Origin of the sequence: Pseudomonas peli, from assembly GCF_050563605.1 — a bacterium.
In the GTDB taxonomy this organism is placed as follows: Bacteria; Pseudomonadota; Gammaproteobacteria; order Pseudomonadales; family Pseudomonadaceae; genus Aquipseudomonas; species Aquipseudomonas peli_A.
The window spans coordinates 108,501-123,499 of the sequence record NZ_JBNXUH010000010.1 but is presented as its reverse complement, the minus strand read 5'-3'; the positions used below and the strand labels follow the sequence as shown (position 1 = coordinate 123,499).

At 61.8% G+C, this 14,999-nt stretch carries 10 protein-coding genes; 3 read left to right on the top strand and 7 right to left on the bottom strand.

The features are described from left to right. The first annotated feature begins 45 nt into the window (after positions 1-45). Both groL and ACQ4LH_RS14205 read left to right on the top strand, forming a co-directional pair. Positions 46-1,689, top strand: coding sequence for a chaperonin GroEL (gene groL, locus ACQ4LH_RS14210; protein ID WP_430697750.1), 1,644 nt, complete (start codon positions 46-48; stop codon positions 1,687-1,689). A 596-nt stretch (positions 1,690-2,285) separates the two neighbouring features. After that, a complete protein-coding gene (locus tag ACQ4LH_RS14205; protein ID WP_397492736.1) occupies positions 2,286-2,510 on the top strand; it encodes a hypothetical protein in 225 nt (74 codons plus the stop codon). Positions 2,511-2,569: 59 nt separating this feature from the next. Here the strand turns inward: ACQ4LH_RS14205 and ACQ4LH_RS14200 are convergent, their stop codons facing one another. The 7 genes from ACQ4LH_RS14200 to ACQ4LH_RS14170 form a co-directional block, all read right to left on the bottom strand. Further along, positions 2,570-5,617, bottom strand: a complete 3,048-nt coding sequence (locus tag ACQ4LH_RS14200) for a multidrug efflux RND transporter permease subunit (protein WP_430697749.1) — start codon at positions 5,615-5,617, stop codon at positions 2,570-2,572. Between the two features lie 27 nt (positions 5,618-5,644). Beyond that, positions 5,645-6,781 (bottom strand): efflux RND transporter periplasmic adaptor subunit, encoded by a 1,137-nt coding sequence (locus tag ACQ4LH_RS14195; RefSeq protein WP_430697748.1) that lies wholly within the window; start codon positions 6,779-6,781, stop codon positions 5,645-5,647. 191 nt (positions 6,782-6,972) lie between these two features. After that, on the bottom strand, positions 6,973-8,598 hold the full coding sequence (locus ACQ4LH_RS14190; RefSeq protein ID WP_430697747.1) for a methyl-accepting chemotaxis protein: 1,626 nt from the start codon (positions 8,596-8,598) through the stop codon (positions 6,973-6,975). Between the two features lie 215 nt (positions 8,599-8,813). Next, a complete protein-coding gene (locus ACQ4LH_RS14185; RefSeq protein WP_430697767.1) occupies positions 8,814-9,923 on the bottom strand; it encodes a DUF1513 domain-containing protein in 1,110 nt (369 codons plus the stop codon). Between the two features lie 9 nt (positions 9,924-9,932). Next, positions 9,933-10,994, bottom strand: coding sequence for an imelysin family protein (locus tag ACQ4LH_RS14180; RefSeq protein WP_430697746.1), 1,062 nt, complete (start codon positions 10,992-10,994; stop codon positions 9,933-9,935). Positions 10,995-11,004: 10 nt separating this feature from the next. After that, positions 11,005-12,420, bottom strand: coding sequence for a di-heme oxidoredictase family protein (locus ACQ4LH_RS14175; protein WP_430697745.1), 1,416 nt, complete (start codon positions 12,418-12,420; stop codon positions 11,005-11,007). Between the two features lie 471 nt (positions 12,421-12,891). After that, positions 12,892-14,226, bottom strand: a complete 1,335-nt coding sequence (locus ACQ4LH_RS14170) for an imelysin family protein (protein ID WP_430697744.1) — start codon at positions 14,224-14,226, stop codon at positions 12,892-12,894. A gap of 200 nt (positions 14,227-14,426) precedes the next feature. On the opposite strand from ACQ4LH_RS14170, the gene ACQ4LH_RS14165 reads away from it, so the two are divergent. Continuing rightward, positions 14,427-14,999 carry a LemA family protein gene (locus tag ACQ4LH_RS14165; protein WP_430697743.1) on the top strand — a complete coding sequence of 191 codons (573 nt, stop codon included), beginning with the start codon at positions 14,427-14,429 and terminating at the stop codon, positions 14,997-14,999.

The window sequence follows — 14,999 nt, the reverse complement described above, 5'->3', positions numbered from 1 at the left end:
CGCTACGAATTCCGCTCTATTTGAACGAATCAAGGAATAACCATCATGGCTGCTAAAGAAGTTAAATTCGGCGATTCCGCCCGCAAGAAAATGCTGACTGGTGTCAACGTTCTGGCTGACGCAGTAAAAGCTACCCTCGGCCCGAAAGGCCGTAACGTGATCATCGAGAAGAGCTACGGCGCTCCGACCATCACCAAGGACGGCGTTTCCGTTGCCAAAGAAATCGAGCTGAAAGACCGCTTCGAGAACATGGGCGCGCAGCTGGTTAAAGACGTTGCTTCCCGTGCCAACGATGACGCTGGCGACGGCACCACCACCGCCACCGTTCTGGCTCAAGCTATCGTCAACGAAGGCCTGAAAGCCGTCGCTGCCGGCATGAACCCTATGGACCTCAAGCGCGGCATCGACAAGGCGACCATCGCCATCGTTGCTGAGCTGAAGAAGCTGTCCAAGCCATGCGCTGACACTAAAGCCATCGCTCAGGTAGGTTCGATCTCCGCTAACTCCGACAGCTCCATCGGCGAAATCATTGCCGAAGCCATGGAAAAAGTCGGTAAAGAAGGCGTGATCACCGTTGAAGAAGGCTCGGGCCTGGAAAACGAACTGTCGGTTGTTGAAGGCATGCAGTTCGACCGTGGTTACCTGTCCCCGTACTTCATCAACAAGCCGGACACCATGGTTGCCGAGCTCGACGGCCCGCTGATCCTGCTGGTCGACAAGAAGATCTCCAACATCCGTGAACTGCTGCCAGTTCTCGAAGCTGTGGCCAAATCCGGCCGTCCGCTGCTGATCGTGGCCGAAGACGTTGAAGGCGAAGCCCTGGCGACTCTGGTTGTGAACAACATGCGTGGCATCGTCAAAGTCGCTGCCGTTAAGGCACCGGGCTTCGGCGACCGTCGCAAGGCCATGCTGCAGGACATCGCTGTTCTGACTGGCGGTACCGTTATCTCCGAAGAGATCGGTCTGAGCCTGGAAAGCGCCACCCTGGAGCACCTGGGTAACGCCAAGCGCGTGATCCTCAGCAAAGAAAACACCACCATCATCGACGGTGCAGGTCAGCAGGCTGATATCGAATCGCGCGTTGCGCAGATCCGTAAGCAGGTTGAAGACACCTCGTCCGACTACGACAAAGAGAAGCTGCAAGAGCGTCTGGCCAAGTTGGCTGGCGGTGTTGCGGTGATCAAGGTCGGTGCCGGCACCGAAGTTGAAATGAAAGAGAAGAAAGCCCGTGTTGACGACGCCCTGCACGCGACCCGTGCAGCCGTTGAAGAAGGCGTGGTACCTGGCGGTGGCGTGGCTCTGGTACGCGCTCTGCAGGCCATCAGCGAGCTGAAAGGCGACAACGCCGATCAGGACGTGGGTATTGCTCTGCTGCGTCGTGCTGTTGAAGCACCGCTGCGTCAGATCGTTTCCAACGCTGGCGGCGAGCCAAGCGTTGTGGTCGACAAGGTCAAGCAGGGTTCGGGCAACTACGGCTTCAACGCCGCGACCGACACCTACGGCGACATGATCGAGATGGGTATTCTCGATCCGGCCAAGGTCACCCGTTCGGCGCTGCAAGCCGCCGCTTCGATCGGCAGCCTGATGATCACCACCGAAGCGATGATCGCCGAAGTGGTTGAAGACAAGCCGGCCGGTGGCGGTATGCCGGACATGGGCGGCATGGGTGGCATGGGCGGCATGATGTAAGCCAGCCCGGCCCCTCGCAGGCCGCCACCAGGCGGCTTGCACGTTGTAAAGAAAACCCCGTGCCTGTCACGGGGTTTTCATTTTTCTCGGCTATAAACAGTCCTCGCGGCAAAGCGGTACGCCAATTGCTTTGTGTTGTGCGTGCTCCCGGACTGGAGCCTGTCAATCTGCGCTGTGCTGCCTGTCAGTATTGCCGCTTCTTGTTTTGACCTCACCTGGATGTGCTCTACCACGCCGCTTTTGCCGCGCGGGGGAGATGTTGCCGGTTACGGTTTTGCCTGCGGCTGTTTTAAAACCGCCGGTTCTATGACGCACCAGGCTGATGCAAATGGGCAATTAAGTGACTTTTGGGTTGTTACCGCCGTGTGCAGTGATGCGGCCCCCCATCCTTGGTTTGCCGAAGTGTTGAACCATTGGCGCGGATGCGGCTCGAAGGATGGCCTGCTAAATGGCCAGTTGTGGATCAGGATGATCTGAATGAAGTTGCCGGCAGAGTCCGGCAGTAACGACCGCTGGTCGCAAAACGCGACGCTGCGGTTATCAGTGATCTAGGGTCTACAAACAGCGTTTGGCAGCGCTATCAAGAGGTTGCAGTGATGAAGCTAGAAATCGCACGAGGTTTGTTCCTGGTGACCGCGCTCAGCGTGGCATCGCTCGCGGCGGCGGCCTGGCAAGAAGCCAGCCCCCAGGTCATCACCCTTAATGAGCGGGGCTACTGCCCGCTGCCCCCACAGGCGCGAACGGCCGAGGCGCTCAAGCCTGATCAGGACCTGCTGCTGTTTATGTTCAGCCTGTCCCAAGGCGCTCGATCGCAAGGTTGATCCTGCTGACCTAACAATTCACCAGACAGAAAAAAGCCCTGCATTGCAGGGCTTTTTTGTTAGTGGGCTTTGGCTGTTGTCGGTGGCGCATCGGGTTGCGCCAGCAGGCTGTAGACGCAGGGCAGCACGAACAGGGTAAACAGCGTGCCGATCGACATACCGGTGGCTATCACCAGGCCGATGTCGAAGCGGCTGACCGCACCGGCGCCGGTTGCCAGAATCAACGGCACCATGCCGAAGACCATGGCGGCGGTGGTCATCAGCACCGGACGCAGACGAATCGCTGCCGCTTCTTCGACCGCTTCACGACGCGACAGGCCTTTCTCGCGGCGCAGCTGGTTGGCGAACTCGACGATCAGGATGCCGTGCTTGGTGATCAGGCCGATCAGCGTCACCAGGCCCACCTGGGTGTAGATGTTCATGCTCGACAGGCCGAGGAACAGCGGAATCAGCGCGCCACAGATCGACAGCGGCACCGTGACCATGATCACCAGCGGGTCGCGGAAGCTTTCGAACTGCGCCGCCAGCACCAGGAAGATCAGCGCCAGCGCCAGGCCGAAGGTCACGTACAGCGCGCTGCCTTCCTGCACCAGCTGGCGCGAAGCACCGGCGAAGTCGTAGGCGTAACCGGCCGGCGCTTCCTCCTGCATGATCTGCGTAACGGTATCGATGGCTTCACCCATGCTGACGATTGGCACGCCCTGGATGATTGCCGAGTTGAGCTGCTGGAACTGGTTGAGCTGGGTCGGTCGGGCGCGGTCGCTGACCTTGACCAGGGTCGACAGGGCCAGCATGGCGCCGCTTTCGCTCTTCACGTAGTAGCTGCCGAGCCACTCCGGGTTGTCGCGATACGCGCGCTCGACCTGGGCAATCACCTTGTAGCTGCGCCCATCGATGGTGAAACGGTTGATTTCACCTTCACCGAGCAGGCTGGCCAGGGTCAGACCGAGGTCTTCCATGGACACGCCCATCTGTGCGGCTTTTTCGCGGTCGATCTCCACCACCACTTCCGGCTTGTCGAAGGCCAGGTCGACGTCGAGGAAGGCGAACTTGCCCGACTCCACCGCGCGTTGCTTGACCCGCTCGGTCACTTGCAGCAGCGACTGGTAGTCGTTTGGAGTGTTGATCACGAACTGGAACGGCAAGCCTTCGCCGGTGCCCGGCAAAGACGGCAGGTTGAAGCCGAAGATCTGCAGGCCGGCGATCTGCGACAGGCGACCCTGCACCTCCGGGAGAATCTCCATCTGCGTGCGTTCGCGTTCGTTCCACGGCGTCATCAGAAAGCCGCCGATACCCGACTGCACACCGTTGAAGCCGTTGATCTGGAACGAGGAGTAGTACTCGGGGAACTCCTTGAAGATGGTCACGAACTCATCGGTGTACTTGTTCAGGTACTCCAGGTTGGTCGGTTGTGGCGCGCTGGCCATCATAAAGATGATGCCTTGGTCTTCTTCCGGGGCCAGTTCGCTTTTGGTGAACTTGAGCAGCACCGGGATCAGGCACATGACGATCACCGCAAACACCAGCACCACCGGGCGAGTGTCCAGGGTGCCGTGCAGGGCGCGCTGATAGCGCTGCTTGAGGCTGTCGAAGATCTGGTCGAGCTTGTGCGCCAGGCCCGACGGATTCTCTTCATGGCGCAGCAGCTTGGCGCACATCATCGGCGACAGGGTCAGGGCGACGATGCCGGAGATGATCACCGCGCCGGCCAGGGTCAGGGCAAACTCTTTGAATAGCGCGCCGGTAAGGCCTTCGAGGAAGCCGATAGGGGCGTACACCGCGGCCAGGGTGATGGTCATCGACACCACCGGTACGGCGATCTCGCGCGCGCCTTCGATGGCCGCATCGAACGGCGTTTTGCCTTCCTCGATATGCCGGTGGATGTTCTCCACCACCACGATGGCGTCGTCCACTACCAGGCCGATAGCCAGCACCATGGCCAGCAGGGTCAGCAGGTTGATCGAGTAGCCCATCAGCTGCATAAAGAACATCACGCCGATCATCGAAAGCGGAATGGTGATCACCGGGATCAGCACCGAGCGGAACGCGCCGAGGAATAGGAACACCACCACGATGACGATCAACACGGCTTCGAACAGGGTCTTCACCACCTCATCAATCGAGGCCTGGATAAACAGTGTGGCGTCATAGGCGATGGAAACTTTCAGGTTCGGCGGCAGCTGCGCTTCCAGCTCGGGCATGACCTTGCGCACTTCCTTGATCACGTCCAGCGGGTTGGCCCCCGGCGTGCCCTTGATGGCGATGTACACCGAAGGGGTGCCATCGAAGGAGCTGATCGAGTCGTAGCTTTCCGCGCCCATTTCCACTCGCGCCACATCGCGGATCAGCACGCGGCTGTCGCCCACGGTCTTCAGCGGGATGGCAGCAAAGGCTTCGGCCGACTTCAGGTCGGTTTCGGCGTTGATGCTGGTGACCACGTACTCGCCCTTCACTTCGCCCGCAGCGGCGAGGAAGTTGTATTTGCGCACCGCCTCATTCACGTCGCTGGCGGTCACGCCGTAGGCGCCCATCTTCACCGGGTCGAGCCACAGGCGCATGGCAAACACCTGATTGCCGAGAATCTCGGCTTCGGCCATGCCGGGCAGGGTGGCCAACTTGGGCTGGATCACCCGCGACAGGTAGTCGGTGATCTGCGGGTTGGATAATTCCTGGCTGTAGAAGCTGATGTACATCAGCGCCGTGGAGTCGGCGGCTTCCTTGCTCAGCACCGGGTCTTCGGCGTCCTGCGGCAGCTGGTTCTTCACCTCGTTGGCCTTGGCCAGCAGTTCGGTGAACAAACGGTCGCTATTGGCACCGATGCGCGCATAGATCGATATGATCGACACATTCTGCCGGCTCACCGAGGTCATGTAGTCGATGCCATCGGCACTGGCCAGGCTTTGCTGCAGCGGCTGGGTGATATAGCCCTGGATGGTCTCGGCATTGGCCCCGGGGTAAGCCGTGGTCACCGTGATCAGGGCGTTTTCCATCTGCGGGTACTGGCGGATGGTCAGTTTGCTGAATGCCTGGAAGCCAAGCAGGATGATCAACAGACTGACCACGGTCGCCAATACCGGGCGACGGATAAAGGGATCAGTAAAAGCCATAAATAAGTTCCTTTGAGCCGTGCTCGATTACTCGACGCTCGGCTTGGCCTCGACATTGGCATTGGCGATGCTGACGTGGGCGCCGTTATCCAGCTTCAGCTGGCCGGCGGATACCACTTGCTCACCGGCCTGCAGACCTTTGCTGATCACCACCTGGCCTTCACGGCGCTCGCCGGTTTCAACGAAGCGGCGCTCGACCACCAGCTCAGCCTGGCCTTTGTCGTCTTTGACCACCTGGCCGTCTTCAGCCTTCTTCTCGCCGATCACGTACACCGAGTTGCCGTACAGGGTGTAGGTGATGGCGGTTTCCGGGACGACGATCAGGTTCTGCTCGCCTGGCAACAGCACTTCCAGGTTGGCGAACATGCCGGGCAGCAGTTTGCTTTCCGGGTTGGCCAGCATGGCGCGCACCTGCACGTTGCGCGTGGTGTCTTCGACCTTGGGGTTGATTGCGGCGATTTCGCCCTCGAATACCTCACCCGGGTAAGCGGCAACGTTCAGACGTACGCGCTGGCCGACGGCCAGCTTGGGTACGGCTTGCTCAGGCAGGAAAAAATCGACGAACAGCGTGGAGAGGTCCTGCAGGGTGGCAATCGGGTTGCCGGGGCTCAGGTAGTCGCCGGTGTCGACCTGGCGGATGCCGATGGTGCCGGCGAAGGGCGCGAGCACGCGTTTCTTGTCCAGGCTTGCCTGCAGTTGGGCGACGCTGGCCTCGGCCTTGAGCAGCTCGGCATTCAGGCGGTCGAACTCGCTCTTGGAGATGGCCTGTTTGACTGCCAGGTTTTTGCCGCGCTCGTACTCAACACGCGCGAGGCCGCGGACGGCGACGGCAGTGGCGAGAATCGCCTGTTCTACCTGGCTGTCGAGTTGCAGCAGCGGCTGCCCCTCGCGGACTTTCTCGCCCGACTGGAACAGCACTTGACCGACTGTGCCTTCAACTTCAGCCGTCAGGTCTACGCCCTGGAAGGCTTTCAGCGTGCCGATGGCTGGTAGGCGACCCTGCCACGGGCGTTCTTCGGCCGTCGCGGCATCGACGCTGATGGCCGGCTGCGGGGCCGAGAACATCTGCACTTGTTGGTAGATGGAGAAGCCTTTGTAGGCGGCGAGGGCGAGTACCACGACGAGTACCGCGCCGAGCATGATCAGCATGCGGCGGAGCAACATATTCCGGTTCCTTGGCAAGGCGGTTGGATAGCCTGGGAATAGGCAAGAGGGGCACATTAGACCGCGCGCAAAGGCCTGTCAAAGATTCGCATTCGCAAAATATTGTTGTGCAAAAGTTGCCTGATTGATCAAGTGCTTTTTAAGCAAAATGCCAGCAGATGCTGGCATTTTGCTTGTGGCTTTGTGGGGCTTCAGGCACTCAAACGTTGGGTCACCTCGTTGAGTTGGCCGGACAGGACTTGCAGGTTTTGCCCGGCGCTTTCGGTGCGCTGAACGTTCTCCTGGTTGGCAGTGGCGATGGCGGTGATTTCGGTGAGGTTGCGCGAGATGTCCTCGGCCACCGAGGTCTGCTCTTCGGCGGCGGTGGCGATCTGCCGGTTCATATCGCGGATCGCTTCCACAGCACTGGTGATCAGTTGCAGCGTGGCGCCGGCTTCGGTGACCTGAGTCACGCCTTCCTCGCTGCGGTGCTGACCGCTCTCGATGGCGCGCACCGCATTGACCGCACCGGTTTGTACGGTGTCGATGATCTGGTGGATTTCCGCGGTGGACTCGGCGGTGCGCTGCGCCAGGGTGCGGACTTCATCCGCTACCACAGCAAAACCGCGGCCCTGTTCGCCGGCGCGGGCGGCTTCGATGGCGGCGTTGAGCGCGAGCAGGTTGGTCTGTTCGGCGATGCCGCGAATCACTTCCAGCACCTTGCCGATACGTCCGCTGTCGGCTTCCAGGCGGCGAATCACATCCGAGGTGTTGCTGATTTCGCTGCGGATATCGGTGATGGTCTTGATGGTTGCCTGCATCACCGTTTCGCCCTGACGCGCGGCGCTGTCGGCCGCATCGGCTGCGCCGGCGGCTTCGGCGGCGTGGCGCGCGACTTCCTGGGCGGTGGCGGACATTTCATGCATGGCCGTGGCGACCTGATCGGTGCGCGAGAACTGCTCACGGGTGCCCTGGGCCATCAGCGTGGCGATGGAGTTGAGCTCGCCGCTGGCGGTGTCCAGATCCGCCGTGCTGCGTTTCAGGCGGGTAAAGGTGTCGGAGAGGAAGTCGCGCAGGATATTCGCGGCAACGGCGAGGTTGCCCAGTTCGTCCTGGCGAGTCGAGTCGACACGTTTGCCGAAGTTGCCCTGGCTAAGCTGGGCAATATGCTCGATCAGCTCGCGAATCGGGTTGATCAGGTTGCGGTTGATCAGCCACAGGCTGAACAGCGCGATCACCACGGTGGCACCGAGCATCAGCAGGGTGCCGTAGGTGATGGTGCGGTCGGCCGATGCATTGATCAGGCTGGCCTGCTCCAGGCTCTGCTTGTGCAGCTCGCCTGCGAGGGCTTCCATTTGCTGGGTGGTGTTGCGGTCGATCCCGGACACCGCCTTGTCACCGACCGTAGCGTCACCACCGGCAGCGACAAAGGCGTCGCGGCCTTTGCGGTAGTTGCTACCGAGCGTCTGGTGTTCGCTGCGCAGCGCATCGACCTTGGTTTTCAGCGCGCGGTCGCCGCCGGCCAGCTCGCTCAATTTGCCCAGGGAGTCCTGTACCTTGCGCTCCTGCGCTTCGAACTGGCTCCAGTATTTATCCAGCTGGGCTTTGTCGCTGCCACGCAGCAGCACGTTCTTCCACTCCTGTACCTGGGTTTTGAAGTTCAGATTGGTTGAATCAATCAGCGCCGACGCCTCCAGTGGGCCTTCCAGCAAGCCGCGGTAGGCCTGCATGCCGCTGGAGAGGAAGCTGAAACAGGCCAGTGCCGTGACCAGTATCAGCGCCAGGCTGCCGCCGAGCAGGGCGAGAATTTGCGCGCGCAAGGATTTTTGCAAAAACATGGGTGGATACCCCTGAGTGTGGGAGGCGGGATGCCAGTGACGCTGAGCGCGCCCGAACTGCGAAGATCCCTATCGACTGGTATCAGCTGGGCCGGATTGCCTGGAAGCAGCGGCTAGCTATGAGTATAGATCGGCTCTGCGGCCGCGTTCTTTAGCGTGCTGCAGGCGTATTACAGGCGTGGGAATGGAAGGGAGAACAGCCTGGCGCCGGGCTTTCAGACCAGGCGCAGGTGGTTGTCCCATAGCCCGGCAGGCAGTTGTAGCGGCTGGCTGCTGATCTGGGTGCTGCGGCAGTCGTACAGGCGGCACCTGCCAACGCCGCTACTGACCACAAAACCGTCGGCTACTGCGCCCACTCCGGCGCAGTCGGCCAGCGGCGCATCCAGGCGCAGCTCGGTGCTGTCCAGGTCCCAGATAAACACCCGGTTGCCGCGCGGTGCGGTCAACGCGAGCAGGCGCAGTTCGCTGTGGATCGCCACGCTGGCGGTGTACTGGTTCATCAGCTGGCGCTGTGCGTCGGCCACCGGGAAGTGCTGGAAGGGCTGGCCAGGGCGCTTGATCGCCAGCAGCGGCACCGCATCGCTGACTTCGCCCATATATTGCTGGCCGCTGACAATAGTGCCATCGCTGGCCACGGCCATATGGCGCACGCTGTTCATGCGTTCGGGCAACTGCTCCTTGCTGATCAGGCTGCCGTCGCGGCGCAGCAGCACCAGGCTGGAGTCCATGGCGTCGAGGTTCATTTCCACCCGGCTGTCAGCCTCGGTACGGATACCGCCGTTGGCTACCGCCAGGGTTTCACCGTCGGGCAGCCAGAGCAATTGGTGCGGGCCGATGCCGTGGGTCGACAGTTCGCTGCTGCGCAGCAACTGTTCACCTTGCAGGCGATAGACGCCGAGTACACCGCGACCTGGGTCGGACGTGTCGTTCTCGGTGGCGTACAGCCATTCGCCGTCCTTGTGGAACACCGCATGGCCGTAGAAGTGGCGCTGTTTGGGCGAATTCAGGGTCTGCAGCAGACGGCCGTCGCGGGTGTCGATCAGGTAGCTTTGAGTGCTCGGGCGACGGCCGACAAACAGCGCCATCGGCAGAAACGGATGGCCGATAACATCGTGGCAGCGCTCGCTGACCTGGGTGGCAAATACCTGGCTGCCATCCAGCCGGTAGCCCACCGCGAAGTGCTTGCCGGTGCTGTCGTTGCGCGCCGACAGCAGGAGCGGCTGCGCGCTACTGTGCATTAGCGTCCATCCGCCGTAAGTGCCGACGGCCGCTGCCGTAGCGGCAACAGCAGCGATGCTCAGCCCTAGAAAGGCACGGCGATTGATCTGCATGGCTCAGTCACCATCGTGAGCGTTAAAGCCCAGCTGGATGCCCAGGGTCTTCGCCAACTCGCCTTCATGCAGGCGATGCAGAACATTCAGGCTGTCATACAGGGCGTTGACCTCGGTGCGGCCGGCTTCGTCGCTAAGCAGTTCGCCGAGCGGGCGCTGGGCTGCGGCCAGGCGCTGGCGGGTGTCGCTGTAGGCGGCGTTGATGCGTTGTTTCAGGGCGTCTTGATCACTGCCGAGCAGCGCCTGGATGCCATCCTGCTCGGCACCGAGCCAGATGCGCTCGGCGCTGGCCAGGCTGGCGGCGAGGTTGGCCAGGCTGGCTTTGCTGCGCCAGGCTTCGGCCTGATAGGGCTGCGGTTGGCCTTTGCTCTGGCGGCCGAGTGGAGTGCCGAGTTTCTTCTTCAGCCCGTCGATGGCGCTGACCTGGGTGCGCAGCAGTTCGGCCACCGCTTCCGGGGCTTCGGCGTAGCGCGCATTGGGGAAGTCCTTGAGCAGCGCGGCCATGCCGTCCTTGGCTTGCCACTGGCTCAGCACATCGGCGGCCAGCACTTGCTGGTGCTGGCCAATGGCGACGATCAGCGGGCAGTAGCGGGTTTTCTGTTCGGCGACGCTCAGATCGATGGCCGGGTCGAACAGCAGGTATTCATAGGCGGTCAGGCCTTGCACCACGACGCTGGATTTATCCAGATCGGCTGGCGTCAGCTCGGGTTTGCTGTTGACCAGCGCTTCAACCTGGCGTGCTACCAGGTTCTTCTTGTCCGGCCAGAACTGCACCTGCCAGGCGCGGTTACCTTCCGCCAGCGGGCCGAATGCTACCGGTTGCACGGCGGCCCAGGCGCTTTGCGCGCTGGCAAAGGCCTGGCGGGCCTCGGCGAGATTCTGTTGGCCGGCGCAGAAGGCTTGGCCGCTGGCGGCCAGCTGGCGGTCGGCCTCGCTCCAGGCACTGTAGATCGGCAGCAATACGCCATCGGTGAGCGCGCGGCTGACCTGCTGCTGCGGGTCGCTCGGGCTGCAGGCGGTGAGCGTGAGGCTGAGCAGGGCGAGCGTGAGTGGTGAGCGAATCATCTGCGGCTCCTTACAACGAGTTCAGGAAAGCCAACAGCGCGGCGCGCTCGTCGGCATTGAAAGTCATGACCTGCTGCTTGGCCGCCTCGGCCTCGCCGCCGTGCCAGAGAATCGCCTCCAGCAGGTTGCGTGCGCGGCCGTCATGCAGGAATTGGGTGTGGCCGTTGACTGTTTCCGTAAGGCCGATGCCCCAGAGTGGCGGGGTGCGCCATTCGCGGCCGCTGGCGAGAAATTCCGGGCGGTTATCTGCCAGCCCGTCGCCCATGTCATGCAGCAGCAGGTCGCTGTAGGGGCGGATCAGCTGATTGGCCAGTTCGGGCTCGGCGGCATCGGCAGCAGTGGTGAATTGCGGGGTATGGCAGCCCTGGCAGCCGGTTTGGTAGAACAGATTTTTGCCGGCGAGCACCTGCGGCGTATCGGCGCCGCGGCGAGCCGGAACCCCGAGGTTGCGGGTGTAGAACAGTACGCTGGCGAGGATGTTGTCGCTGACTTCGGGCTCGCCGCCATGGGGCGCGTTGCGGCAATCCGTCTGCGCCGCTGTGCAGTTGTCATGGGCCACCAGCGTGCTGGTCAGGCCCATGTCGTTGGCAAAGGCTTCGGCATTCTGCTGATTGAGCGTGGGCTGGCCGGCCTTCCAGCCAAAGCGGCCGAGCACCGTGCGTTGTTGCTCGCGGTCCCAGACCTGGTTGGCGCGCCCGGAAATGCCATCGCCATTGCTGTCTTCGGGGTCGGCATTGGCCAGGATGGCCGCTTCGGGAATGGCTTCGAGCAGGCCAAGGCCGATCATCGGCGGGGCGATGCGCGCGGAGAACAGTGTGTCTGGATGCAGGGCGCCGTAACCGAGCTGGCTGATTTCCAGGTTGGGCTTGCGCAGCTCGACCTGGAGGCCGTCGGCAAAGCTGACCAGCTGCGTGTTGTAACTTACGCGCACCTTGCCTTCGGGGGCGGTGCCGGGGTTGGCCATATCCTGCAGCTGAGCGCCGTAGGTGGGTTCGGCCAGCACGCCAAGGCGCTGGATGATTTCGCTATGTTCGCTACCCGCCGGAATCGAGAGGCGCACCAGCATGGACGCCGCGCTTTGCGCATCGGCGGCCGGTGGATGGCCGCGGCCATCCTTGATGTGACAGTTCTGGCAGGCGTTGGTATTGAACAGCGGGCCGAGGCCATCACGCGCGGTGGTGGTGGCTGGCGAGGTGACCCAGGGGTTGCGAAAGAAGCTGTTGCCGACGCTGAAATCCAGGCGGCGTGAGGGCGACAGGTTGGCTGAAGGCAGGGAGAAGGCGTTCTGATCCGCCTTGCGCACAGTGGTGCTGCCCGCAGACAGGGCTTCGCCAGGCTCGGCCTGGGTGAACTGTGGGGTTTTATCGCAGGCGACCAGGCTCAGGCTCAAGGCCAGCAGCAGCGCAACGCGATGCGGCGCAAACATGAAAGGACATCCGCAACAGAAAAACAGGCGGCCGATCTTAACAGTCTGATCAGTTTTAAATAAGACGGATTTGCATTATCGATGGTGGCCAAAGGTCGCAGGTCGTCAAAAATCGCCGGGAGCGATTTTTGACGGCGCGTAGCGCCGGCGCCGAAGGGGTGGACGCCAGGGATGGCAGGCCACAAAAAAGCCGCAACTCCGGTTAAGAAGTCGCGGCTTCTTATGTGCTACCAATTTTCGGACTTCGCGAGCTAGAGCGAGACAAAGCGAAAACAGCCGAGAAACGCAGCGAAGCGAAGTAACAGCCGCAGGCTGGCCCGAAGGGTGAGCGTAGCGAATCAAGCGGAGTGCACGAGCATTACTCGTTTCACTCGCCCTTCGGGCCGCGCTAAAGCGCGTTAGCCGCAAGCGGCTTGCCGAGCCTGTTTTTAACGCCGCAGGGCCGACGCGCAGCAGATCGTAAATAGGTGCTTAGAAGCTGTGGTCAGCGGTATCCGGATTGAGATCACTGATACCCAGCTTACCGGCGGCCTGTTCGATTGCACCGGTCTGCTTGACCAGGGCGGCGATGGCATCACGAACGATCTGCTGGCCTTCGGCGTTGTCGGCGGCGATCAGCTGATCGAAGTGCTTGCCGTTGCCCGCGCTGTCGACCAGAGCCTGCAGTTTGCCTTCGGTGGCTTCGAGGTCGGCTTTCAGGGTGCTGTCAGCGGCGGCGTCAACCTTGGCGACCAGCGACGACAGGCTTGGGCCGGTCAGGGTGGTGCCATCGACCTTCTTGTACTCGCCCAGGTAGACGTTGCGAATACCTTTGCCGTTGTAGAAGTGCGAGTTGTGGGTGTTGTCGCTGAAGCAGTCGTGCTCGTCTTCGGTGGAGTTGGCTTCCAGCGCGACTTTCATGCGCTCGCCGGCCAGTTCGCCGAGGGACAGGCTGCCCATGCCGAAGAGCATTTTGCGCAGGCCGTTTTCAGCCGATTCAGCTTCCAGCTTGGCGCGGTAGTTGTCGGCGTTGCCGGCCTGCCACTGCACAACCATGGCATCAAGGTCGCTGACCAGCAGGTCGGCGGCGGCTTTGATAAAGGCGCGGCGACGCTCGTTGTTGCCGCCAGTGGCGCCTTCACCCACGACGAAATCACTGGCTGGACGCTCGCCGGCACCAGGGCCGCTGCCGTTGAGGTCTTGGCCCCAGAGCAGGAATTCGATGGCGTGGTAGCCGGTGGCGACGTTGGCTTCGGAGCCGCCCAGCTCATTCAGGTTGGCCAGCAGTTCCGGGGTGATGGTGGTGACGTCAAGCTTGTCTTCGCCGACCTGCAGTTCGGTGTTGGCGATGATGTTGGCGCTGGCACCTGGGTTGCCCAGGGCGTGCTGGTAGTCCTTGGCGACGTAGTCGATCAGGCCTTCGTCCAGCGGCCAGGCGTTCAGCTGGCCTTCCCAATCGTCGACCACGGCGTTGCCGAAGCGGAACACTTCAGTCTGCATGTAAGGCACACGGGCAGCCAGCCAGGCTTCGCGGGCGGCTTTCAAGGTGTCGTCATTCGGGTTGGCGAGCAGGGCATCGATGGCGCCTTGCAGGGTTTTGCCGGTGCTGGCGGCGTCGCTGAAGACGGCCAGGGCCAGGTCTGCGTAGTGGCTGACCACGGCTTTGCTGGCGGCTTCATCGACTTGGCTGGTGGCGGCTACCGGAGCGCTGGCGCTGCTGGCGGCAGGTGCGGCAGCTTGGGTGGCTGGTGCTTTGTCTTCACCGCAACCGGCGAGTGTAATGGCGATGGCAAGTAGGCTGGCCGAGGCCAGGGGCATACGGAGCATGGCGGAATCCTTTGCTGGTGAGAGTAAGCACCCACGCAAGCGGGTACAAAAACCGAAACATAATGCGAAAGATTTTCATTTTGCGCAAAGGGTCAATGCAGCTTTTTCACCGCGAGCTGTGGGCAAAGTCTGCGATCGGGCAATTCGATAGGGCTAAAATGCCAGTACAGCTGCCTTCAAGAACCACTCAGGAGTTCCGCATGAGCCTTACCAGTGTTGTCATCATTGTGCTGTTGGTCCTGCTCGCGGCTTATGCCGTGGTGCTCTACAACGCGCTGGTGCGTTTGAAGCATGGCGTGAGCAAGGCCTGGTCGAACATCGATGTGATGCTCAAGCAGCGTCACGAGGAATTGCCCAAGCTGGTGGAAACCTGCAAGCAGTACATGCAGCACGAACGCGGCACCCTGGAAGCGGTGATTGCTGCGCGCCAGGCGGTTTCCAGCGCCCAGGCCAAAGGCGATATGAATGCCCTGGGCAAGGCCGAGACGGGCCTGCGCGCCGGCCTGGGTCAGTTGTTCGCCCTGGCGGAGAACTACCCGGAGCTGAAAGCCAATGAGAGCTTCCAGCACCTGCAGCAGCGCATCAGTGGCCTGGAGAACGGCATTGCCGACCGCCGCGAGCTGTACAACGAGGCGGTTAACCTGAACAACGTGCGCATCGAGCAGTTCCCCGACGTGATCATTGCTCGCGCCTTTGCCTTCAAGGAAGCGGCGCTGCTGGAGTTCAGCGAGGGCGAGAAAGCCGATGTCGATCTCAAGTCGCTGTTTGGCTAA